Source organism: Segnochrobactrum spirostomi (genome assembly GCF_009600605.1).
GTDB classification, from domain to species: Bacteria; Pseudomonadota; Alphaproteobacteria; order Rhizobiales; family Segnochrobactraceae; genus Segnochrobactrum; species Segnochrobactrum spirostomi.
In genome coordinates, this window is the sequence record NZ_VWNA01000001.1 from 3956404 (window position 1) to 3979312 (window position 22909).

Annotated in this window: 23 protein-coding genes; 13 read left to right on the forward strand and 10 right to left on the reverse strand. The window is 69.6% G+C overall.

Annotated features, from left to right (window positions below):
- Positions 1–11: 11 nt before the first annotated feature.
- The 4 genes from F0357_RS17840 to F0357_RS17855 form a co-directional block, all read right to left on the reverse strand.
- Entirely contained in the window at positions 12–755 is a 744-nt protein-coding gene (locus tag F0357_RS17840) for a copper homeostasis protein CutC (protein ID WP_312861652.1), read from the reverse strand.
- 118 nt (positions 756–873) lie between these two features.
- Complete coding sequence (locus tag F0357_RS17845) at positions 874–1653, reverse strand: siderophore-interacting protein (protein WP_208948408.1); 780 nt, start codon at positions 1651–1653, stop codon at positions 874–876.
- 119 nt (positions 1654–1772) lie between these two features.
- The gene (locus tag F0357_RS17850; protein WP_153485279.1) at positions 1773–2378 is read right to left on the reverse strand and encodes a PadR family transcriptional regulator; all 606 of its coding nucleotides are present in this window, start codon (positions 2376–2378) and stop codon (positions 1773–1775) included.
- A gap of 444 nt (positions 2379–2822) precedes the next feature.
- The gene (locus F0357_RS17855) at positions 2823–3008 is read right to left on the reverse strand and encodes a hypothetical protein (RefSeq protein ID WP_153485281.1); all 186 of its coding nucleotides are present in this window, start codon (positions 3006–3008) and stop codon (positions 2823–2825) included.
- A 141-nt stretch (positions 3009–3149) separates the two neighbouring features.
- Here F0357_RS17855 and F0357_RS17860 point away from each other — a divergent pair, with 141 nt between their 5' ends.
- From F0357_RS17860 to F0357_RS17870, 3 genes are all read left to right on the forward strand, one after another.
- The gene (locus F0357_RS17860; protein ID WP_153485285.1) at positions 3150–3578 is read left to right on the forward strand and encodes a low affinity iron permease family protein; all 429 of its coding nucleotides are present in this window, start codon (positions 3150–3152) and stop codon (positions 3576–3578) included.
- An 81-nt stretch (positions 3579–3659) separates the two neighbouring features.
- The gene (locus F0357_RS17865; protein WP_153485288.1) at positions 3660–4025 is read left to right on the forward strand and encodes a hypothetical protein; all 366 of its coding nucleotides are present in this window, start codon (positions 3660–3662) and stop codon (positions 4023–4025) included.
- Between the two features lie 706 nt (positions 4026–4731).
- On the forward strand, positions 4732–6183 hold the full coding sequence (locus F0357_RS17870; RefSeq protein ID WP_246161504.1) for an NAD(P)/FAD-dependent oxidoreductase: 1452 nt from the start codon (positions 4732–4734) through the stop codon (positions 6181–6183).
- Between the two features lie 51 nt (positions 6184–6234).
- Here F0357_RS17870 and F0357_RS17875 read toward each other — a convergent pair whose 3' ends face one another.
- Both F0357_RS17875 and F0357_RS17880 read right to left on the reverse strand, forming a co-directional pair.
- The gene (locus tag F0357_RS17875) at positions 6235–6705 is read right to left on the reverse strand and encodes a helix-turn-helix domain-containing protein (protein ID WP_153485291.1); all 471 of its coding nucleotides are present in this window, start codon (positions 6703–6705) and stop codon (positions 6235–6237) included.
- Positions 6705–7214: a cupin domain-containing protein gene (locus F0357_RS17880; RefSeq protein WP_208948409.1), complete on the reverse strand. Its 510-nt coding sequence runs from the start codon at positions 7212–7214 to the stop codon at positions 6705–6707. Before F0357_RS17880 ends, F0357_RS17875 begins: the two co-directional genes overlap by 1 nt.
- Before the next feature lie 170 nt (positions 7215–7384).
- Here F0357_RS17880 and F0357_RS17885 point away from each other — a divergent pair, with 170 nt between their 5' ends.
- From F0357_RS17885 to F0357_RS17895, 3 genes are read left to right on the forward strand one after another with little or no spacing between them, the layout of a single operon-like run.
- The gene (locus F0357_RS17885) at positions 7385–7900 is read left to right on the forward strand and encodes a flavin reductase family protein (RefSeq protein ID WP_153485297.1); all 516 of its coding nucleotides are present in this window, start codon (positions 7385–7387) and stop codon (positions 7898–7900) included.
- Positions 7901–7942: 42 nt separating this feature from the next.
- On the forward strand, positions 7943–8728 hold the full coding sequence (locus tag F0357_RS17890; protein ID WP_153485299.1) for an SDR family oxidoreductase: 786 nt from the start codon (positions 7943–7945) through the stop codon (positions 8726–8728).
- Positions 8729–8762: 34 nt separating this feature from the next.
- Positions 8763–10019 carry a styrene monooxygenase/indole monooxygenase family protein gene (locus F0357_RS17895; protein WP_153485302.1) on the forward strand — a complete coding sequence of 419 codons (1257 nt, stop codon included), beginning with the start codon at positions 8763–8765 and terminating at the stop codon, positions 10017–10019.
- 18 nt (positions 10020–10037) lie between these two features.
- Here the strand turns inward: F0357_RS17895 and F0357_RS17900 are convergent, their stop codons facing one another.
- On the reverse strand, positions 10038–11717 hold the full coding sequence (locus F0357_RS17900; RefSeq protein WP_153485305.1) for a Na/Pi cotransporter family protein: 1680 nt from the start codon (positions 11715–11717) through the stop codon (positions 10038–10040).
- A gap of 267 nt (positions 11718–11984) precedes the next feature.
- On the opposite strand from F0357_RS17900, the gene F0357_RS17905 reads away from it, so the two are divergent.
- Positions 11985–12209 carry a hypothetical protein gene (locus tag F0357_RS17905; protein WP_153485308.1) on the forward strand — a complete coding sequence of 75 codons (225 nt, stop codon included), beginning with the start codon at positions 11985–11987 and terminating at the stop codon, positions 12207–12209.
- A 233-nt stretch (positions 12210–12442) separates the two neighbouring features.
- The gene (locus F0357_RS17910) at positions 12443–14902 is read left to right on the forward strand and encodes a hybrid sensor histidine kinase/response regulator (RefSeq protein WP_208948410.1); all 2460 of its coding nucleotides are present in this window, start codon (positions 12443–12445) and stop codon (positions 14900–14902) included.
- Positions 14903–14932: 30 nt separating this feature from the next.
- Here the strand turns inward: F0357_RS17910 and F0357_RS17915 are convergent, their stop codons facing one another.
- On the reverse strand, positions 14933–15163 hold the full coding sequence (locus F0357_RS17915) for a hypothetical protein (RefSeq protein WP_246161505.1): 231 nt from the start codon (positions 15161–15163) through the stop codon (positions 14933–14935).
- A 273-nt stretch (positions 15164–15436) separates the two neighbouring features.
- Here F0357_RS17915 and F0357_RS17920 point away from each other — a divergent pair, with 273 nt between their 5' ends.
- The 5 genes from F0357_RS17920 to F0357_RS17940 all read left to right on the forward strand — a co-directional run bounded on the left by F0357_RS17920 (position 15437) and on the right by F0357_RS17940 (position 19846).
- A complete protein-coding gene (locus tag F0357_RS17920; protein ID WP_153485319.1) occupies positions 15437–16021 on the forward strand; it encodes an RNA polymerase sigma factor in 585 nt (194 codons plus the stop codon).
- Positions 16018–16476, forward strand: a complete 459-nt coding sequence (locus F0357_RS17925; protein WP_153485324.1) for a hypothetical protein — start codon at positions 16018–16020, stop codon at positions 16474–16476. Before F0357_RS17920 ends, F0357_RS17925 begins: the two co-directional genes overlap by 4 nt.
- Positions 16473–16922: a periplasmic heavy metal sensor gene (locus F0357_RS17930; protein WP_153485328.1), complete on the forward strand. Its 450-nt coding sequence runs from the start codon at positions 16473–16475 to the stop codon at positions 16920–16922. The genes F0357_RS17925 and F0357_RS17930 overlap by 4 nt, the downstream gene beginning before the upstream one ends.
- 86 nt (positions 16923–17008) lie before the next feature.
- Positions 17009–18619, forward strand: coding sequence for a DUF1800 domain-containing protein (locus F0357_RS17935; RefSeq protein WP_153485339.1), 1611 nt, complete (start codon positions 17009–17011; stop codon positions 18617–18619).
- Positions 18620–18622: 3 nt separating this feature from the next.
- Positions 18623–19846, forward strand: coding sequence for a DUF1501 domain-containing protein (locus F0357_RS17940; protein WP_312861653.1), 1224 nt, complete (start codon positions 18623–18625; stop codon positions 19844–19846).
- A 27-nt stretch (positions 19847–19873) separates the two neighbouring features.
- Here F0357_RS17940 and F0357_RS17945 read toward each other — a convergent pair whose 3' ends face one another.
- Together F0357_RS17945 and F0357_RS17950 are read right to left on the reverse strand one after the other, a co-directional pair.
- Positions 19874–22156 (reverse strand): FdhF/YdeP family oxidoreductase, encoded by a 2283-nt coding sequence (locus tag F0357_RS17945; RefSeq protein ID WP_153485349.1) that lies wholly within the window; start codon positions 22154–22156, stop codon positions 19874–19876.
- A gap of 339 nt (positions 22157–22495) precedes the next feature.
- Entirely contained in the window at positions 22496–22891 is a 396-nt protein-coding gene (locus F0357_RS17950) for a (R)-mandelonitrile lyase (protein WP_153485351.1), read from the reverse strand.
- Positions 22892–22909 lie beyond the last annotated feature (18 nt).

The window sequence follows — 22909 nt, forward strand, 5'->3', positions numbered from 1 at the left end:
TGGCCGCCGCCTCAAAGGGCGGCGGCGATGGTGGCGGCGACCGCCTCGGGATCGGTGACGGTGAGTTCGTATTCGCGCGACTTCTCCGTCCCGCCCATGCCGACGTGCGGGTTGTGCCACGTCATCCCGCTCGGGACCTGCGCGAGCGCGGCGAAGTGCAGTTCGGTGACGCCGCTCTCCGAGCGGACGCGGGCGATGGTGTCGGGATCGAGTGCGCCGCAGGCCATCACGATGAGGCGGCCGGCGGCGCGCTCCACCGTGCGCCGCAGGTTATCGAGGCCTTCGATGGCGGTATCGCGCTGCCCGCTGGTGAGAACGCGGGTGACGCCGCAGCGCACCAGGGCCTCGACGGCCTCGTCGAGATCGCGCGTCATGTCGAAGGCGCGGTGGGAGGTGGTCTCCATCGGTCCGGCCGTCTCGACGAGGGCGCGCATTCGCGTCTCGTCATAGCGCCCGTCCGCGGTGAGGCAGCCGAACACGACGCCCTTCGCCCCGAGCGCACGGCAGGCGGCGACGTCGGCGAGCATCGTCTCGAATTCGAGGTCGGAATAGAGGAAGTCGCCGCCGCGCGGGCGGATGATCGGGTAGACCGGGATGCGTGCCCGCTCGATCGCGAGCTTGATGGTGCCGTGCGACGGCGTCAGCCCGCCTTCGAGGAGGCTCGCGCAGAGTTCGACGCGATCGCCGCCGGCGGCCTCGGCCGCCATCACGCCGTCGATCCCCTCGACGCAGATTTCGAACACAGGTCTCGGCACGCAATCCTCCCGCATGGTCCCGCGCCGGAGCGGCGCGACGGCGGCATCTTTCCATCCCGCCGCGGCGCGGGGAAGGGGTGCGAGAGGTGAGCGAGAGGAGTGAGCGGTGGAGCGCCGCTCACTCGAGCTTCTCGTGGGCGCCGGCGGCGCCGCGCACCCAATAGCCCGAGGCTTTGAGCCAGCCGGGCGGGTGGCGCAGCGTGTCGAGCATGTGTGCTTTCAAGGCCTTCGCGGCGCCGGCCTCCGCGGCGATCCAGACGAAGCCGTCGCCGGGCGGCGCCTTAAACGCCTTCAGCGCATCGAGAAGGGAGCGCGTTTCGTCCGCTCCCGCCGCATCGCGCGCGATCCAGACCTGGTGCCAGTGGGCGGCCGTGTCGATCGCCTGGATCTCGCCGCGGTCGGCGACGGAGACGATGGTGGTGACCGGAACGCCGGCGCGCAGCCCTTCGAGGCGGCGGCCGATCGCGGGCAGGGCGGTTTCGTCGCCGATCAGCAGATACCAGTCGAAATCGTCCGGCACCACGACGGAGCCGCGCGGCCCTCCGATCTCCAGAACATCGCCGACCGCGGCCTTGGCCGCCCAATCGGTGGCCGGACCGCTGTCGTGGAGGGCGAAGTCGAGGATGAGGCTCGCCGCGGCGGGGTCGAAGGCGCGCGGGGTGTAATCCCGCATCACGACGGTACCGTCGGCGGTCGGCAGGAAGATCTTGATGTGATCGTCCGCCGCCGCGCTGTCGAAATCGACGAGGTCGGGGGAGGTGAAGGTGATGCGGGCCATCCGCGGCGTGACGCGCGTGACGGAGGTCACCGTTAGACGGCGGCGCTTCGGCTCGCGGCGAAGGCGTTCGATGTGGTGGCGCGGCGCGGCCGTCGCCATGGGGGAGGTGTGATCGAGCATGACGATCTCCTCGCCGCGCGCGGATCCGCGCGGCGTTCGGGTGGATTGGGGGGATGAAAAGAGGGCACTTCGGTGGCGGACCGTCGTCGTCGGGTCGCGAGGCCGCACATCTCGCGGGATCAGATCTTGGAGATCTCCGCGGCGGCACGATCGAGGATCGCGGCGATGCGGCGGGCTTCGTCGGGGCTGCAACCGCGCTTGCGCATCATGGCGTGCTTCAGGGCGTGGCGGGCGCGATGGAGGTCGTCGGCGCCGGAGGGGTCGATGTCCTCCATGCCGGCGAAGGCCTCGCGCACCTGTTCCATCCGGTTGCCGACCCGGCCGAGCGCATCGAGGATCGTTTCGGCCTGGGCGCGGTTCTCGTCGAGGAAGCGGCGGCCGGCCTCGGTGATCCGATAGAGCTTGCGGTTGCCCTCCGTTTCGGCCTCGGCGTGGCCGATTTCGCCGAGAAAGGTCAGAGCCGGATACACGACACCGGGGCTCGGCACGTAGAAGCCGCCGGAGCGCTCTTCGATGGTGCGGATCAACTCGTAGCCGTGGGCCGGGGCCGGCTCGAGCAGGGCGAGGATGACGAGCTGGAGATCGGTCGCGGAGAGCTTGCGGGCGCCCGGCATGCCGCCCCGGCCGCCGCCGAAGAAGCCGCCGCCGCCGTGCCCCCAGCCGTGCCGTCCACCGAACCGACCGGCGGCGAAAACATGATGGGCATAGTCGTGGAAATGTCTCATGGAGGAAGTCTCTCTGTTGGAAGATATGTCTTAAGATACATTTTGCGATGAGAGCGCGCAAGGGGGGTGGTCGAGGAATGTTGGCGAGGAGGGCGGCAGGGAGGCCGGATCATATGAGCGCGCCGGTGCCGTCACGCGAACCGCAGAGACGGAGCGGCGGGCTCACCGCCTCGCGCAGGCATGGCCGCCCATGCTCCGAACTTTTCGGTGTGTGATCGGGAACTTGTCGGGCCGTTGCGGATTGTCTCGACGTGGATGCGCAAGCGCCACGATGGGCTGGCGCCGGCCTACCGCCCCCAAAGGTCGGCGCCAGCCTGCGATTTCCTCACCTCTGTGCGCCTTGTCCGCGGTCCCCTCGGGGCCGCGGTTTTCTTTTGAGCGCACCTGGGCGGCACGCCCCGCCCGTCGGCTCGCGGCGGGCAGGGGCTCGCTTGTTCCTCGCTCTCAGAAGCCGACGATCTCCGTCCCGAAGCCGGCCGGCGCGAGACGCGCGAGGGCTTGAGGATCGTGTGGGCCGTTCCGATCGATTTCGCCCTCGTAGAGCCCGTCGCCGGCGTGCCAGGCGCCGCGGCGAGCGGCGGCCCGTTCTTCCGGTGTTTCGTCGTCCCGTCGCGCGTCGGACGTGTGCATCGCAAGCTCCCTGGTGACCGCCGTTGAACGCCGGTCGAGCCGCTTGCGTTCCCGGTGCGTCCTTGGTCGGCTGTGCAGCGGAACGCCGTGCCGGTGCGGCGCGTTCAAGGTTCGGGATGGCACCATCTTCAAGGGTGCGACATGACACTCGGCAAACTCTTCAACACGGTTGCGAGCGGGACGGCGCGCGCGGCGGGACGCCCGATCACCTTCGGCCTGTGCTGTCTGATCGTGCTCGTCTGGGGCATTACGGGTCCGATCTTCCACTTCTCCGACACCTGGCAACTCGTCATCAACACCGGGACCACCATCGTGACCTTCCTGATGGTGTTCCTCATCCAGAACACCCAGAACCGCGACGGCGCCGCGATCCAGGCCAAGCTCGACGAGATCATCCGCACCAGCGCGGCGCAGAACGCCTTCATCGGCATCGAGCACCTGACCGAGGCCGAGGTGGAGGAATTCCGCGCGCTCTGTGAGCGACGCGCCAAGGTCGCCAACGAAGCCGCCGAGAACGCCCTCGGCCGCGCCCACCGCCGCGCCGGCGAGGCCGCCGACGAGGCGGCGTGACAGACCCGGGTCCGCGCCCGGAACGGCCGTGAGATCGGAAGGTTTCGCCCAGTATCGACGGGCGGCGGGAGTATGAGAGAAATGAACACTGCGAACCTGCAACTTCAGGGTCTTCTGCTCGCCATGACGACGCTGATGAACGCGCTCGAGCGGCGGGGCGCCTTGTCCGCGCGCGACATCGATGCAGCGCTCGACGAGGCGCTCGCCATGATCCGCGAGGATGCGGAGCGGACCGACCAACTCAGCCCTGCCAACCTTCAGGCGGTGATGTTCCCGGTCCGCTTCCTGAAATTCGCCCGCGGCGCGGCGCCGGCCCACACCTTCAGCGAAATCGCCGCGATCGTCGGCAAGGACACGACGTCGGGACAGGAGGCCTTCGGACGGGACGCTTCGGTGCCGACGGTCCCGGTGCCGCCAACCACGGGGCGGGACGAGCCGTCGGCCTGACGGTCTGTTCCCCGCGGGCACGGAACATCGCCGCTCTTCTCTGGTTCTCGGGGGACCCTCTCGCCGAACAAGAAGGACTACGGTGATGAAACGCTCCCGCAACCTCTCCCTGCCGCTCGCATTCGCGCTCGTGCTGGCCGGTCCGTCGATCGCCGGCGCGGTCTGCCCGCCGGCCGGCGGCGATACGGCGCAGCACGCGCCACAGGATCAGGGGACCGCGCCGGCGCGCGGCAGCGGTCAAGCCGGGCGCATCTCCAAGGACGGCACCCGTGCCCCCTCGAACAATCGGCACAGGGGAATGCCGCCGACGGAACATCCGTCCAGGGCGGCAGCGGTGAGCAGCAGGCGCAAGGCGGCACGGCGTCCGGTCAGGCGGGATCGGGGCAGACTGGGTCGACCGGCGGCGTCTCCAAGGATGGCCAGACAATGCCGCTCCAGCAGAATTCGGCCATCGCGATGTCGGACCAGGACGTCAGTGCCCAGCAGCAGGGCAAAGGCACCGCCGCGCAGCAGAGCGGTCAAGGCTGCGATTGACCCTGCTAGCCGCGGCAGTCCGACCGGCGAAGCCCTTCGTCGGCCGGGCTGTAATCGCGGTGTCGCCAGCCTGCCGCAGCGCTTAGACTTCTGCGCGCCCGCGTCGGTTATTCCTAGGGGGATCTCGCGGGTCTAGACCCGGCGTGGGCGCGGAACCTGGAGAGGGGCTCGGATGATCGAACCGATGCACACCGACGGGCGGCAGAGCGATCCGACGCACAGTGCTCTCAAGAGCGCCGGAGCGCCTGCTTCACAAGGTGCCCGCCCGCTGATCGTCGTCGTCGGGGGTGGCTTCGGCGGGCTCGAGGCCGCCAAGGCGCTCGGCGGCACTCGGGCCGATGTCGTCGTGATCGATCGGCAGAACCATCATTGCTTCCAACCGCTGCTCTATCAGGTGGCCACCGCCTCCCTCTCGCCCGCCGATGTCGCGTGGCCGATCCGCGGCATCCTCGGGCGGTGGCCGAACATCTCCGTCTTCATGGCCGAAGTGACGGGCATCGATCTCAAGCGTCGGTGCGTGCGCGCCGGCCCCATCGACGTCGCCTACGATCAGCTCGTACTCGCCACCGGCGCGACCCACTCCTATTTCGGCCACGACGACTGGGCCCCGTTCGCTCCGGGCCTGAAGCGGATCGAGGACGCGACCGACATCCGTCGCCGGCTCCTGCTCGCCTTCGAACGGGCCGAGATTGAAGACTCACCCGAGGCCCGAGAGCGCCTGATGACGATCGTCATCGTCGGCGGCGGCCCGACCGGCGTTGAGATGGCCGGGGCGGTCCACGAACTCGTCCGGGTGGCGATGCCCCTCGATTTCCGCCGCATCGATCCGCGCAAGGCGCGCATCGTGCTCGTCGAAGCCGGCAATCGCCTGCTGCCGGCGCTGCCGGAGACGCTCTCCGCCTACACCGCGGCCACGCTCGAGCGGATGGGCGTCGAGGTGCGCACCGGCTGCACCGTGATGGCGTGCGACGCGATGGGCGTGGAGACGAACGGCGGGCGCATCGAAAGCGCCACCCTCGTCTGGGCCGCGGGCGTCGTCGCCTCGCCGGCCGCCTGCTGGCTCGGCGTCGAGGGAGACCGGGCGGGCCGCGTCAAGGTCGGGCCGGATCTGAGTGTCGCCGGCCATCCCGAGATCTTCGTCGTCGGCGACACGGCCGCGGTGGTCCAGGACGGCAACCCAGTGCCGGGCGTCGCGGCGGCGGCCAAGCAGATGGGCCACTATGTCGGCGCAGTCATCAAGGCGCGGATCGCGGGCAAGCCTGCGCCCGGCCCGTTCCACTATCGCCACCAGGGCGATCTCGCCACGATCGGCCGCAAGGCGGCGGTCGCCAAGATCGGAAAGCTCGAGCTCACCGGCTTCATCGGATGGCTCTTCTGGAGCGTCATCCACATCTACTTCCTGATCGGCGCCCGCAACCGCTTCGTCGTCGCCACCACGTGGCTCGGCGACTATCTGACCTTCCAGCGCAACGCGCGCCTCATCACCCTCGACCGCAGCGCCTCGGCGGTTCGGTCGGAGGGGACGGCGCGAGCGGGCGCGGAGCCGAGCGGCGGCGCGGGCCTTCCCGGCAGCGAACCGGTCGCGGAGGCTCCCGACGGCGAACGGCTGCGCAGTTCGGTCTGAACCAGACGGCATCGCGCCACGCGGCGGCGAAGAGCCTTCGTTCCGCGCCGCTTATCCCCGGGTCCGGACCCGTCGCAGCGTCTCCGACGGCGTCTCGCCGAACCGGACCCGATAGGCCGCCGCGGCGCGGCCGAGATGACCGAGACCGGCTGCCAGCGCCAGTTCCGTCACCGAGCGGGACCCGTCGGCGGACAGGAGAGCCTTGCGGAACTCCTCAAGCCGGGCCGCCTGCAGCCACTCGGTCAGCGTGAGCCCCCGGGTGCGCTTGAAGGTCTCTTGCAAAGACCGCAGCCCGACGCCGGCCGCTTCGGCTAAGTCGGCCATGGACAGGGCTTGGCCGAGGTGGGCGCGGGCATAGGCTTCCGCGCGCCGGACGCTCGCCGGGCCGGCCGCGGGGGCCTCGTCGCGCCGGATCAGGCCATCGAGCAGCAGCGAGATCAGGCCGTCGCGCAGCGCCGCCTGATAGGCGGGGGGCGTGTCGGTCCGCTCTGCCGTCTCGGCCATCAAAGCGGCGTGGCGCATCACCGCGAGCCCGGTGCCCCCATGAGATCGAGGTGCGGGGCAAGTTCGACCGGTCCGTCTCGCCCACCGAGGCGGGCATGATAGGCTTCGACCTCGCCGCGGTTCACCAGCACGATCAGCTTCTCGCACCCGTCGCCCCACACCATCCGGGTTCGAAGCGTCGGGGACAGGACGCTGCCGACGCGGCCGGCGGCGACCGCGACCGAGGCGCGGCCGACATCGACGCGCGCCGCGCCGCTCAAGGGGATCTGCACCAGGAAGAAGCGCCCGAGCTCGCCGGGATCGATCTCGACCCGGGCGCCGTAGGCGACGCGGTTCACCGAATAGCCGAGTTGCGGCGCGCTGTGATGGCGCGCATGGAAGCCCGCCGGGCGGCGCGCCACCGGCGTCAGAAAATGCGGGCAGAAGATGCGCCCGACCACGGCCCGCGCCTCTTCCGGGCAGCGGCTATCGAGGACCTGGAAGCGCGCCAAAGCCGGCACGCCGCCCGGCATGAGCATCGGCTGCATCGCTTCCCCTCTGATCTTATCGGGGCGGCCATCCGGATTCAGGATGTGGATAGCCGCCTTCGCAATCTGGATAGCAGCGCACGCGACGACGTCTGAAGATCGCATTGCTTCAAGCTTCAAGCAAGTCGCCAAAAAGGCGGCGCGAGCAAGTCTTCGGCGGAGCACGGGTCATGGTCGAAGTGCCCTTCTTGCACGGCATGCGGCGGGTCGGCGGCGCGGTCGCCGTCGTCACCACTAAGGCGCCCGGCGGCGAGCCGAAGGGGCTCACCGCCACCGCCTTCGCCTCCCTCTCGGCCGATCCGCCATCCCTGCTCGTCTGCGTGAACCGCCGCACCCAGCTCGCGGCGGAGGTCGAGGCGGCCGGCCGCTTCTGCGTCAACGTGCTGAGTCACGCCCACATTCCGGTCGCGGAGACGTTCGCCGGACGCGCCGGGCTCGCCGGTGGCGAGCGCTTCGCCGAAGGCGCCTGGGGTGCGCTCGAAACCGGCGCACCGGTGCTCGCCGATGCGTACGTCGTGTTCGATTGCGTGCTCGAGCGGGTGGTGGAGCACACCAGCCACCTCGTGCTGTTCGGCGCCGTCGCCCGCACGGCGATCACCGAGGCCGCGGGCGCGCCGCTTCTCTATTGCGAAGGCCGCTTCGCCACCCTCGCCGAACCCGAGCCGGAGCGTCGCGTGCCGGCCTGAGCGGCGGATCGTCTTTGTCGAACAAGAAGGAGGGAGAACAGGATGCGAGGTCTTCGGAACAAGGTCGCGATCGTCTCGGGCGGTGCCACGCTGATCGGCCGCGAGGTCGCCCGGGTGCTCGCCGATCAGGGCACGACCGTCGTGATCGCCGACATCAACGCGGCGGACGGGGCGGCTGCGGCGGAGGCGCTGGGGCCGAACGTCACGTTCCGCCGCACCGACATCACCCGCGACGAGGATGTGGAGGCGCTGGTCGCCGCCACCGTCGAGGCCCACGGGCAGCTCGATTTCCTCGTCAACGTCGCCTGCACCTATCTCGACAACGGCGCCGACACGAGCCGTGCCGATTGGCTGACCGCCTTCAACGTCAACCTGGTCGGCTCGGTGGTGCTGATGCAGGCGGCGCGGCCCCATCTCAAGGCGGCGACGGGGGCGATCGTCAATTTCGGCTCGATCTCCTCCCGCGTCGCCCAGACCGGGCGCTGGGTCTATCCGGTGTGCAAGGCGGCGATCCTGCAGCTCACCCGCAATCAGGCGATGGACCTCGCGCCCGACGGCATCAGGGTCAACGCAGTGTCGCCGGGCTGGACGTGGTCGAACGTGATGGACCAGCTCTCGGGCGGCAACCGCGAGAAGACCGACCGGGTCGCAGAGGCCTTCCATCTGCTCGGCCGCGCCGGCGATCCCGGCGAGGTGGGGGAGGCGGTCGCCTTCCTGCTCTCGGACAACGCCAGCTTCATCACCGGCACCGATATCCGCGTCGACGGCGGCTACACCGCCATGGGGCCGGAACGCGCCGAGCCCGCCATTCCCCTTCTCAGCCGCTGAAAACGACAACAACCTTTCCTTCGGGGACTTCGCCATGATTATCGAAGCCGGGAGCAACAAGCGCATCACCATCGTCGGCGGCGGCCAATCCGGGCTCCAGCTCGGCATCGGCCTGCTCGACAACGGATACGAGGTGGAGGTTGTGCAGAACCGCACCGCCGAGGAGATCGCGGCGGGTCGCGTCCTGTCGAGCCAATGCATGTTCGACGGGGCGCTGAGCCATGAACGCGCGCTCGGCCTCAATTTCTGGGACGATGTTTGCCCCACCGTCGACTCGATCAACTTCACCGTTCCCGCGCCCGATCAGCCGGGCGCGAAGGCGATCGACTGGAACGGCCGGCTCGACGCGCCGGGCCAGAGCGTCGATCAGCGGGTGAAGATCCCGCGCTGGATGGCCGAGTTCGAACGCCGCGGCGGGAGGCTCACCATACTCGACGCCGGCATCGACGACATCGAGGCGTGCGCGCGGCGCAGCGACCTCGTCATCGTCGCGGCCGGTAAGGGTGAGATCGTCCGCCTGTTCGAGCGTGACGCCGAGAAATCGCCCTACGACACGCCCCAGCGGGCTTTGGCGCTGACCTACGTCACCGGCATGGTGCCGCGGCCCGGCCATTCGGCCGTCTGCTTCAACCTGATCCCGGGCGTCGGCGAATATTTCTGCTTCCCGGCGCTGACGACGTCCGGCCCGTGCGAGATCATGGTGCTCGAGGGGTTGCCCGGCGGTCCGATGGATTGCTGGAAGGACGTGAAGAGCCCGAGCGAACACCTCGCGCGCTCCAAATGGGTGCTCGACACGTTCCTTCCGTGGGAGGCCGAGCGCTGCCGCGACATCGCGCTGACCGACGACAACGGCATCCTCGCCGGTGCCTTCGCTCCGACCATCCGCAAGCCGATCGCCCGGCTGCCCTCCGGCGCCCTCGTGCTCGGCCTCGCCGACGCGGTCTGCCTCAACGACCCGATCACCGGGCAGGGCTCCAACAACGCCTCGAAGGCGGCGAAGATCTATCTCGACCGCATTCTCGCCCACGGCGACCGGCCGTTCGACGCCGCCTTCATGCAGGCGACGTTCGACGCCTACTGGGCCTATGCCCAGTTCGTGACGGGATGGACCAACGCGCTGCTCGCCCCGCCGCCGCCCCACGTCCTCAAGATCATGGGCACCGCCGGCGCCGCCCCGACGCTCGCCCGCCGCATCGCCAACGGCTTCAACGATCCGACGGATTTCTTTCCGTGGTTCGCCGTGCCGGAAGAGGCCGACCTCTACCTCGAAAGCCTACAGGCCGCGGCCTGAGGGGAAGCCGGGGGCGGGTCAGCGGGCGTCGTCGGTCGTGGCGTGCGCCGACAGGATGCGGGAGGGCAAGAGCTCGCCCTCGCGCACCAGCACCGGATAGGCCGCCGCGGCCACGATGTGGCTGTTGATCTGCTTGAGATCGCGTAGGAGATCGAGGTGCAGGCCGCTCGTCTCCGCCGCGTCGGTGCGGCCGGCGCGCAGGCGTGCGAGATGGGCGCGCGTCGCTTCCTCCTCGATCTGCCGAAACGCGATCTTCTCCTCCGCGAGCAGCCGCGCCGCGCGCGGATCGTGCGTCATGAACAGCGAGGCGGCGGTGCGCAGGTTGCGGATCAGCCGCTCCATCATCCCGACGATGCGGGCGCCTTCCTCCGGCGAGAAGGCGAGGCCACGGGCGATGCACTTCGCGGCATGGCTCAGAAGGTTGCGGTCGACCACGTCGCCGGCCTGTTCCAGGTTCATGGCGAAGGTGAGAATCTCGTCGAGGCGGCGCACGTCCTTGTCCGCGAGCACGTCGCCGTCGAGCGAGGTCACGTAACTCTTGATCGCGGTGTTGAGGCTGTCGAGCACGTCGTCGAGCCGCCCGGTCTCGGCGAGCACGCGCCGGTCCCAGCGCTGGAACACATCCCGCGAGCCTTCGAGCATGCTTTCGAGCACGTCGGCGAGGCGCAACGCCTCCCGCGCCGCGCCGCCGAGGGCGACCACCGGCGTCTCCCGCGCCGCCGCGTCGAGATAAAGCGGACGCGAGGGATCGGCCGGGTCGATCCGGTTCGGCATCAGGACCCGCAGGAAGGCCGCATAGGGCTTGAGCAGCGGTAGGAAGACGAGCGCCAGCGCGACGTTGAAGAGGGTGTGGAAGTCGGCGACCGCGCGGGCGTCGTCCGGCTGGAGGCCGACCATCAGCCGCGAGATCGGCTCGATCGCGGCGAGAGCGATGACGGTGCCGATGATGCGGGTGACGAGGTTGCCGACCGGCAGCCGGCGCGATGCCGGACCGTCGCCCGCCGGCGCCTCGAGAACCGGGTTGATGGCGGTGCCGAGATTGGCGCCGAGCACCAAGGCGAACGCCGCCTCGGGCGGGACCACGCCGTTCGCCGCGAACGACATGACGACGAGCACGACGGCGACGCTCGAATGGAACGCCCAGGTGACGGCGGCGGCGAGCAAAACGTCGAGGATGGGCGAGGTGGAGATCGCGCCGAGCAGCAGCCGCAGGCTCGGCGCGTCTTCGTAAGGCGCCATCAGGCCGAGCAATTGGTGGAGCGCGAGCAGCATCAGCCCGAGGCCGATCGCGACCCGGCCGAGATCGTGCACCCGTTCCGCGCCCTTGCGGCGGAACATCACAACGCCCACGAGGATCAGCGCCGGCGACAGCGCCGAGACGTCGAACGACAGCGCCTGGACGATGAGGGTCGAGCCGACATTCGCGCCGAGCATGACGGCGAGGGCCGGCACGAGATCGACGAGGCCGCCCGCCGCGAACCCAGCGACCATCAGCCCGGTCGCGGTCGAGCTCTGCAACACGGCGGTGACGCCCATGCCGGCGAGGAAGGCGCGCGCCCGGCTTTTCAGCGCCGTGCCGAGAACGTGCCGCAGCCGCGGCCCGAACGTTCGCTGCACCCCGCTCTGGACCATGTGGGTGCCCCACAGCAACAGAGCGACGGCGCCGGCGAGATCGACCAGCGAGAGCGTTCCAGACATGACACGACGTCCAATGTGCTTGGAAGCGCGGCCCGCGGCGGACATGCGACGCGTCGGGCTCCGATCCTCGAGGACTCAGGATAGCGCATCGTTGAACGGCTGTGCACAATTTTCGTTCGCTTCGTTCGGCTGGCCTAAAAGTGGGCAGCTGACAGCGATGCCGCCTACGACGGTAGGTTTTCCGTGGCTCGATTGATCTCACGCAAGGGGCGTCGGCGGCGGCCGGCTTATCGTCCGATCTATTGGAGCAGCACAAAGGGGCTCGTCATGATCGGCTGGCTGGTTCGTCTCGTTCTGATCGTCGCCGGAATCGTGGCCGCGTGGTTCGTGCCGCGGGACTCGATCAATTTCAACGTGATCCAGATTGGGGTCGTGCTGGTCGCCGTCCTTCTCATCGCCATCGGCTCGCTCGGCATCCCCCGGATCGCCGCGTTGCTGCGGGAGTGGATGGGCCACAAGAACGGCAACGGCACGCACCCCTCGGCGCACTGAGCGTCGCCACACGCGGGCCGACCCGCTCGCCGGACGGTGACCGTCTCGGCCCGCAACAGTAAACCTTCAGGTCTTATGGCGCACAGGTCGGCGCTCGACCTTCGATCGCGCCGCAACTCCTATTCGCGCCTCGTCAAACCATCCCGCCCTGTGATATCCCGTGAGAATTGCCGGTGTCTCCGCACGGATTCTCCGCGTCTCGGGTCAGGATCGGGTGGTGAATGCCAGAAGGCGTGTCGAAACCGATTGCGCGGGGCGGAGAGCTCGGGCGTCTCATCTCCGAACTCGACTGGAGCGCCACCCCGCTCGGTCCGTTCCGGCACTGGTCGACGGCGCTGCGCACGACCGTCGGGCTGATGCTCGGCTCGAAGGCGCAGATCGTCATGTTCTGGGGGCCGGATTATGTCGCCCTCTACAACGACGCCTATGCCCCGACGATCGGCCTGAAGCATCCGCGTGCGCTCGGCCGCCCGGCCCGCGAGAATTGGTCCGAGCTGTGGGACGACCTCGAGCCGCTGCTCGACACGGTGCGGCTCACCGGCGAGACGGTGTTCGCCAAGGATCGCCCGTTCTACATCGAGCGCCACGGCTATCCCGAGACCGTCTATTTCGACATCTCCTATTCCGCCGTGTTCGGCGAGGACGACGCCGTCGCCGGCGTGCTCTGCATCGTCAGCGAGACGACCGAGCGCGTTCTCGGCGAGATGAAGGTACGCGAGAGCGAGCGGCGCTTCCGCACCATGGCCGATCAGGCCCCGGTGATGATGTGGGTCTCGAACGCCGAGGGCGGCTGCGAATATCTGAGCTCGCTCTGGTACGCCTTCACCGGCCAGACCGAGGCGGAGGCGGCCGATTTCGGGTGGATTGCCGCGGTTCATCCGGACGATCGCGACGGCATCATGGACGTGTTCATGACCGCGAACCGCACCCATGGGCCGTTCCAGACCGAATATCGCCTGCGTCGGGCGGACGGCGGCTATTCCCGCGTCATCTCCTCGGCGGCGCCGCGGCTCGACGACGACGGTGCCTTCATGGGCTTCGTCGGCTCCGTCATCGACATCCAGGAGCGCTACGAGGCGGAACGGCTTCTGAGGGAGAGCGAGGCGCGCTTCCAGGCGATCGCGAACTCGATCGACCCGATGGTGTGGTCGACGCGGCCCGACGGCTTCCACGATTATTTCAACGAGCGCTGGTACGAGTTCACCGGCGTGCCGCGCGGCACCACCGACGGCGAGGGCTGGGCGGGCGTCTTCCATCCGGAGGACCAGGAGCGCTCGTGGCGGATCTGGCGCCACAGCCTGGAGACCGGCGAGCCCTATCACATCGAATATCGGCTGCGGCATCGCTCCGGCGCCTATCGCTGGGTGCTCGGCCGCGCCCAGGCGGTGCGCGACGGGGAGGGCCGCATCACCCGCTGGTTCGGCACCTGCACCGACATCCAGGACATCGTCGACGCCCGCGAAGTGCTGGCGCGCTCCCGCGAGGAACTCGAAGCCGAGATCGAGCGGCGCACGGCACGGCTGATGGAAGCCGAAGGCGCCATCCGCCAGATGCAGAAGATGGAGGCGGTGGGCCAGCTCAGCGGCGGCATCGCCCATGATTTCAACAACATGCTGTCGGTCGTCATCGGCAGCGTACAGATGCTCGAGAAACGCCTCGCGCGCGGCGACCGGGACGTGCAGCGTTATGTCGACGGCGCCCTCGACGGCGCCCGCCGGGCCGCCTCGCTGACCCAGCGCCTGCTCGCCTTCTCCCGCCAGCAGCCGCTCGATCCGGCGGTGGTGCAGCCCGACCGGCTCGTCGCCGGCATGTCGGACTTGCTCACCCGTGCGCTCGGCGAGCCCATCGAGGTGGAGATCGTCGCCTCGGCGGGCCTCTGGAAGATCTTCGTCGATCCGAGCCAGACCGAGAACGCGATCCTCAACCTCGCCGTCAACGCGCGCGACGCGATGCCCGACGGCGGCCGGCTCACCATCGAGACCGCCAACGCCTATATCGACGACGAGCTCTCCCGGGAGTTCGATCTGCCGGCCGGCCAATATGTGATGATCGCCGTCTCCGACACCGGCACGGGGATGAGCGACGAGATCGCGGCGCGTGCCTTCGATCCGTTCTTCACCACGAAAGAGGTTGGCAAGGGCACCGGCCTCGGTCTGAGCCAGGTGTTCGGCTTCGTGCGGCAATCGGGCGGCAACGCGAAGATCTATTCCGAGCTCGGCCACGGCACGACGATCAAGCTCTACCTGCCGCGCTATTACGGCGAGCAGGATGCCGTGCCGCCGCCGCGGGTGCCGACCGGGGTGCCGGCCGGGGCGCCGCACGAGATCATCCTCGTCGTCGAGGACGACGACCGCGTGCGCGCCTATTCGGTCGAGGCGCTCCAGGACCTCGGCTACAGCGTGCTCGAAGCGAGGAACGGCGAGCAGGGCCTCTCCATCATCGAGGAGCGGGCCATCACGCTGCTCTTCACCGACGTGGTCATGCCCGGGATGACCGGCCGACAGCTCGCCGATACCGCGGTGCGTATCCAGCCCGGCCTCAAGGTGCTCTACACCACGGGCTATACCCGCAACGCCGTCGTCCACAACGGCGTGCTCGATCCGGGCACCCAGCTCCTGCCAAAACCGTTCAGCCTGGAACAGCTCGCCCGCAAGGTCCGCGCGGTGCTCGACGGCGTCGCTTTGCGGCGGTGATGCGCCGCGGCGGCGGGCACGCCGCCGCTCTCAGCCCGATCCTCGCGGCGCAGTGCGGGCGGCGCTGCGCGAGGCGAAGCCGCGCGAGACCTGCGACTGCAAGAGCCGGATCTCGCATTCGAGAAATTCCTGGCCGATCAGGAGGGCGCGGATCGCCGCCCTCTGATCGCCCTCGCAGAGCGCGACCACCTCGTCCACGTCCTCGTCGGTCACGATCCGCATGCCCGCCACGGCATCGAGTTGCTTCCACCGGTCCGTCATCGCGCGTCCTCCTGCGGCCCCATGGATTCCATGAGAACAAAATAGGAACAAGCGAAAAGGTGGTGACGGGCTCCGCCGGCTGTGGGCCGATTATCCGACCGCATCCGCCGGGCGACGGATTTCGCGCCGCCGTGCGTTAAAGTCGGGGATCGCGGGTCGGGCGGGAGGGTCTTTCATTCGGAGCGGCGGGCTTTGTCATCCTATCGTTCGCTCGTGCCGGGGGCGGCGTGGCGCGTGCCGCCGCGAACGCCGGCGCGCGCCCCGGCACCGTCCATGATCGGCGATCCGTCCATCGATGGCGATCCGGATGCCGCGCTCGTGCGGGCGGTCGCCGAAGGGGACGAGGCCGCCATGCGGACGCTCGTCGCGCGCATGCTGCCGCGGCTTCTCGCGCTCGCGACCCGCATGCTCGGCGATCGCGGCGAGGCCGAGGACGTGGCGCAGGAGACCTTCGTGCGGATCTGGCGGCATGCCGGCGGCTGGCGGCAGGGCCGGGCCCGGTTCGACACCTGGGCGCACCGGGTGGCGCTCAATCTCTGCCACGATCGCCTCAGGCGCCGGCGCGAATACCCGGCCGAGGTGCCCGATCGCGCCGACGACGGGCCGCTGCCGGACGCCGGCCTCCTGGCGCCCGAGCCGCAGGCGGACCGGGTCGAGCGGGCCTTGCAGGCGATCGCGGCGCGCCAGCGGGAGGCGATCGTGCTCGTCTATTATCAGGGCCTGTCGAACCGCGAGGCGGCCGCCGCCATGGGCCTCAGCGTGGACGCACTGGAAAGCCTGCTCGCGCGCGGGCGAAGGGCGCTCGAGACTTTGTTGAACGATATGCCGGAGCGCGGGGCGAGGGAGGCCGGGGCATGACATTTCCGCCGGAAAAGGAGCCGTCGAACGCGGCGTCGCCGTCCGAGGCGGCACGGTTCGAGGCACTGGTCGCGGCGTACGGCGCCGATCCCGCGCGCTGGCCGCAAGAGCGTCGCGCCGCGGCGCTGACCTTCGCCGCGACCGAAGCCGGGCGGGCGCTGCTCGACCGGGCCCGTGCCCTCGACGACGCGCTGCTGCGCCTCGCGGTGCCGCCGCCCTCGCGCGCGCTGGAGGCGCGGGTGCTCGCGGCGGGCCCACGGCGGGTCGCGCTCCGGGTCAAGCTGCGCCGCCTTCTCATCGGCAGCGGCCTCGTCGGCATCGGCATGGCGGGCCTTCTCACCGGCGCCGCCGCCGTGTTCGCGATCACCCCGGCGCCGGTCGTCTCCGGGAGCGAGATCAGCACGGCGTTCGGCTCGCTCGAAACCGACACCCGCGCCGGGCAGGAGGGACCATGACGGAGACCGGATTTCGCAGGCTGACGATCGCGCTTCTGATCCTCAACCTGTTCCTCGCCTGCGCGCTGGTCGGTGGCGGCATCACCTTTCTGACTGCGACGCCGCCCGGGCCGGTGCCGCGCTTGCCGCTCGCCGGCGAGCAATTGCCGACGGCCGACCGCGAGGCGTTCCAGGCCGCGCTCAACGAGACCCGGCGCGGCCTGCGCTCGACGGGCCTCGAGGCGCGACAGGCCCGCATCGAGGCGGCCGCGCTCCTCGGCGAGCCGCAAGTCGACAAGACGGCACTTGCCGATGCGCTGAAGCGGGCGCGGGACGCCGAGACGGCGCTCAGGGCGGCTCTCGAGCAGCGGGCGATCGACTTCGTCGCCGGCCTTCCACTCGATGACCGGCGGCGGCTCGCGGAAGGCCTGATCGCCCGCGAGGTGCCGGCGCCCGACAAGAAATGACCTTGGAATGAACACAACCTCGAGCCGACGGATCGCGCCGATCCGCCCGTTGAAGCGCCGGACCACGCAGCGGAGCTCGGGCCGGCATGGCGAACCCCACCACGACGAAGACCACGACCGCGACGGCCACGGCGCCCAATTCCGGCGCGCCGCATCCGCCCGCGCCTGACGCGAAGACCCTCGAGGCCGCGATCGCGCTGTGGCGGTTCGGCCTCGGCGCCAAGGAGGGTACCCTCGCGGCGCTCGGCGACGATCCCCGCGACCTTCTCCTCGAAGAGATCGCCGAGCACGCGGTGCCGATCCCCTCGGGCGCGCTGCTCCATTCGAGCGCCGATCTCCTCATCCGGCTCAAGGCCTATGAAATGGCGGTGAACGCCGAGCGGACCGCGACGGCCAAGACGGCGCCCGCGACCGCCGGTGCCGCCGCCGGCCGTCAAGGCGGGGACATGGCGATGGCGGCGGGCGGCGCGCCGCCGAAGGCCGCTCCGACGGCTTCCATGATCGGGACCACCACGACTCCCATGCTGGCGGCCGCGCTGCCGCCCCAGGCGCGGAGCGATGCGCCGCCTTTGTCGAAGCAGCCTTATTTCCCCCAGACCGTGCTCATCGCCGAGACGGACGCCCGCTTCAACGGCACGGTCCGCGAGCCGCTGATCGGCTTCGGGGAGCGGCTCGCGATGTTCTGGGCGAACCATTTCGCCGTCGCGACCGACAAGGGCGGCGACGTGCACATCCTCGCCGGCGCCTTCGAGCGGGAGGCGATCCGGCCGCATCTGTTCGGCCGCTTCGAAGACATACTGCTCGCCGTCGAAACCCACCCGGCGATGCTGATCTTCCTCGACAACCAGCAATCGATCGGGCCGTCGTCACCGGCCAACAAGGACGGCACCCGCGGGCTCAACGAAAACCTCGCCCGCGAAATCCTGGAGCTCCACACCCTCGGCGTCGACGGCGGCTATTCCCAGGCCGACGTAACGTCGCTCGCCCGCATCATCACCGGCTGGACGGTGCGCCGCGACGACAAGAAGCCCGAGCTGCAAGGCCACTTCGTCTTCAACGCGGGTGCCCACGAGCCGGGCGAGCACGCGGTGATGGGGCTCACTTATGCCGACGACGGGGTGGGGCAGGGGCGGACGGCGCTTGCCGATCTCGCCCGCCACCCGGCGACCGCCCGTCACCTCGCCTTCAAGCTCGCCCGCCATTTCGTGGCGGACAACCCGCCGTCGGCGCTCGTCGATCGGCTTGCCGCGGCCTACACCGCGAACCGCGGCGACCTGTCCGCCGTCTACACCGCGCTCGTGAATGCCGACGAAGCCTGGGACCCGCGGCTCATCAAGCTGCGCTCTCCCGCCGTCTATCTCGCCGGCGTGCTGCGAGCGAGCGGGGTGCGGCCGAAGCCCGAGCAGATCCTCGCGGTGCTCAAGGCGCTCGGCCAGCCGTGGTGGAATCCGTCCGGCCCGAACGGCTTTCCCGACGTCAGCGACGCATGGGCGTCCGCCGAGGGGCTCGCCACCCGGATCGATGCGGCGAACCTCCTTGCTCACATGGCGCCGGGCGACCTCGATCCGCGCGCCTTCCTCGCCGACCGGCTCGGCCCGCTCGCCTCGACCCCGACCACGAACGCCGTCGCGCGGGCGTCGAGCCGGCCGCAAGGCCTCTCCATCGCCTTCCTGTCCCCCGAATTCCTGAGGTGCTGACCCGTGTCGTGCGAACCGCTTTCTCCGAGCCGTCGCGCCATTCTCGGCGCGTCCGGGGCTCTCTTCGCCTGGTCGTTCATACCGCGTCTCGCGAGGGCGGCGGGCGGCCGCGACCCGCGCTTCGTCACCATCGTTCTGCGCGGGGCGCTCGACGGACTGACGGCGGTCCCGCCGCTCGGCGATCCCGATTATGAGGGGCTGCGCGAGACCATCGCGCTGCGGCGGGACGGCCCGGGCGCGGCCTTGCCGCTCGACGGCTTGTTCGCCCTCCATCCCGCCATGCCGAACGTGCGGCGGCTCTACGCGGCGGGTGAGGTCGCTGTGATCCACGCCTGCTGCACGCCCTATCGGCAGCGCTCCCATTTCGACGGGCAGGACGTGCTCGAATCCGGCTATCCCGGGCCTGGCCACGTGGAGAGCGGCTGGCTCAACCGGCTGATCGCGGGGCTCCCCGCCGGCGACAGCGTCGATCCGACGGCAGGCGGGCGGGGGCGGGGGCTCGCCGTCGGGGCGATGCCGCCCTTGGTCATCCGCGGTGCCGTACCGGTGCTCGGATGGGCGCCGGCGACGCTGCGTCCCGCGGACGGTGATCTGGCGCCGCGCCTCGCCGATCTCTACGGCGAGAGCGATCCCGTCCTCGCCAAGCTCCTCGACGAGGGGATCCGCACCGGCAAGATCGCCGAGGGCATCGATCTCAAGGGGCGCGGTGGTCCGGGCGATCCCGCCGGCATGGAGCAGATGGCCCGCGGTGCGGCGCGCCTCCTCAAGGAACCGGAGGGCCCCCGCATCGCCGCGCTCGCCTTCGAAGGCTGGGATACCCACGCCCAGGAGGTCGATCGGCTGGCGAAGCTGCTCGGCGGCCTCGATACCTCGCTCGCCGCCTTCAAGGAGGAGATGGGGCCAGCTTGGAAGGACACCGCGATCCTGGTCGTCACCGAGTTCGGCCGCACCGCCCGCATCAACGGGACGCTCGGCACCGATCACGGCACCGGCACGGTCGCTTTCCTCGCCGGCGGCGCGGTGAAGGGCGCCCGGGTGATCGCCGATTGGCCGGGCCTCAAGCCGAACCAACTCGTCGACGGCCGCGACCTGGCCGCGACCACCGATCTGCGGGCCGTCATCAAGGGCATTGCCGTCGATCTGCTCGACGCCGATCCGAAGCGGCTCGGCACCCTCGTCCTGCCGGGATCGGCGGGCGTCGCCCCGATGCGCGGCCTCATCGTCTGACGCGCGAGGAGACCGCTGGGTCTGCTCTCACGCGGCGGCATCCGCGTGACGGCGCACCTTCACCGGGATCGACTTGTAGGCGGGCGTGCCCGAGAGGTGGTCGTATTCGTCGACGCCGACCAGCACGTTCGCTTCCGGATAATAGGCGCCGACCGCGCCCCGGGCGATCGGATAGGCGACCGCGGTGACGCCGGCGAGGACCCGGTTCGTCGGTGTCACCAGATCCACCTTGCTGCCCTCCTTGAGCCCGAGCGCCGCCAGATCCTCCGCATTGACGAACACGACGTCGCGCCGGCCGGTGATCCCACGATAGCGGTCGTTCAGGCCGTAGATCGTGGTGTTGTATTGGTCGTGGCTGCGCAGGGTGGTGCAGATGAAGGTGTCGTCGTCGCGGCCGTCGTCCTCCCCGATCCCGGAGGAGACGAGGAAATGCGCCTTTCCGTCGGGCGTATCCCATTTGCGGTCGGACGCGTCGACCCGGAGCCGGAAGCCCCCCGGTGTGCGGATGCGGGCGTTGAAATCGTAGAAGTCCGGGAAGACTTCCTCGATCTTGTCGCGGATCCTGTCGTAGTCGGCCGTCATGCCCTCCCAATCGATGGCGCTGTCGGGAAGCAGAGCGCGGCCGAGCCCGGCGATGATGGCGACCTCCGAGCGCAGATCCTCCGACGCCGGCTTGAGCCCGCCGCGCGAGGCGTGGACCATCGACATCGAGTCTTCCACCGTCACCGCTTGCAGGACGCCGTTCTGGAAATCGCGCTCGGTGCGGCCGAGGCAGGGCAGGATATAGCTGTGCTGCGCGGTGAGCAGCGCCGTGCGATTGAGCTTGGTGATGATCTGGACATTGAGATCGAGCCCGCGGAACGCCTTGAACGCCACCTCCGGGTCCGGCATGGCGAGCGCGAAATTGCCGCCGAGGCCGATGAAGGTCCGCGCGGTTCCCTCGGCCATCGCCGTCAGCGCGTGAACGGCGTTGTGTCCGTGCTTGCGCGGTGCCGAGATGCCGAAGGCCTTGTCGAGCCGGGCGAGGAAGGCCTCGGCCGGGATCTCGGTGATCCCGACGGTCCGGTCGCCCTGGACGTTGCTGTGGCCGCGCAGCGGGCAGATGCCGGCGCCCGGCTTGCCGATATTGCCGCGCAGCATCAAGAGGTTGGCGATCTGGCGAACGTTCTCGGTGCCGTGCCGGTGTTGGGTGATGCCCATGCCGTAGCAGATGATGACGCGCTCCGCCGTCCAATAGGTCCGCGCCATCTCCTCGATGGCGTGCTGCGGCAGGCCCGAGCGCGCCTCGATATCATCCCATGAAATCGTCGCGAGATCGGCGACGAGCCCCTCGAAGCCGATGGTGTGCTCGGCGATGAAAGCGTGGTCGAGCAACGCGGCGCCGCCGGCCGCCACGGCATCCGCATCGGCCTGGATCAGCGCCTTCATGATGCCCTTGAGGACCGCCACGTCGCCGCCGACCTTCACCTGATGATAGGCCGAGGCGAGGGGGGTCGACGACAGCGTGAGCATCGTCTCCGGGCTCTGCGGTGCCGCGAAGCGCTCCAGTCCCCGCTCGCGCAGAGGATTGAGCACGACGATCGGCCGGCCGCGCAGCGACACCTCGCGCAGCGTCGTCAGCATGCGCGGGTGGTTGGTGCCCGGATTGTGGCCGATGCAGAAGACGGCGTCGGCGTGGTCGAAATCCTCGAGCGTCACCGTGCCTTTGCCGACGCCGATCGATTGCGGCAGGCCGACGCTGGTCGGCTCGTGGCACATGTTGGAGCAATCGGGGAAGTTGTTGGTGCCGAAGGCCCGCGCCACGAGCTGGTACAGGAAGGCCGCCTCGTTCGAGGCGCGGCCGGAGGTGTAGAACTCGGCCTGATCGGGATGGTCGAGGGCCTTGAGCCGCGTGGCGATCGCGCTCAGCGCCTCGTCCCAGCCGACCGGAACGAACCGGTCGGTCGCCGCGTCGTAGCGCAGCGGCTCGGTCAAGCGGCCGGCATCCTCCAGCCGATAATCGGACCATGTCCACAGTTCGGAGACGGTGTGCGCGGCGAAGAAGTCCGGCGTCACCCGCTTCCAGGTTGCCTCCCACGTCACCGCCTTGGCGCCGTTCTCGCAGAATTCGAAGGAGGACGTGTGCTTCGGGTCCGGCCAGGCGCAGCCGGGACAATCGAAGCCGCTCGGCTGGTTCATCTCCAGCAGGGCGCGCGTGTTGGCGCTCGTGCCCATCTCCTTGCGCACCGCGTTGGCGACGGCATGGAGCGCGCCCCAGCCGCCGGCCGGTCCGCCATAGGGGGCGACGCCCTTGGGAGGTGTTTCGGCCATGGTCTCTCTCCCGCTTCTCATCACGTCCGGAGCGAAGCATTCCGTCGTAATGGCACGCGCGGCTAGTCATACCGAAGTATAGATCGCCCTGGCCGATCAGACGGGCGTTCTCATGGTTCACTGAGAAATCAGTGATGCCTCGAGTATTATTCCAGAAATGACCTTTTTAGGGAAATGAAGCTCTTGTGATCCTTGCGGAGGACGTGGATGTCGAGCACCCACATCAACGTCTGCAAGCCCGCATCGTGAACGGGAGGGCGGAGCGCCGCGTGGCGCGATCGGCCGCGCTCGCGGCCGATGCGGTCGCGATTGGCGGCAATGCCTGGCGGTGTCCCGGCCTCACGCGCCGTATTCGGCGTCGCTGACGGGCTCCAGCCAATCGACGGGCGAGCCGTTCAGCTTTTCCTGGATGGCGATGTGGCTCATCGCGGTCGTCCGGGTCGCGCCGTGCCAATGTTTCTCGCCCGGCTGGAACCAAACGACGTCGCCGGGCCGGATCTCCTCGACCGGCCCGCCCTCGCGCTGCGCCCAGCCGAGCCCGGCGGTGACGATCAGCGTCTGGCCGAGCGGATGGGTGTGCCAGGCCGTACGCGCGCCGGGCTCGAAGGTGACGAGGGCGCCGGCGACGCGAGCCGGCTCGGGCGGGCTGAACAGGGGATCGATCCGCACCGTGCCGGTGAACCAGTCGGCCGGTCCGCGTCCTGACGGCTGCGCGCCGCTGCGGGTGATCTTCATGGGAGAGGCTCCTCGAAC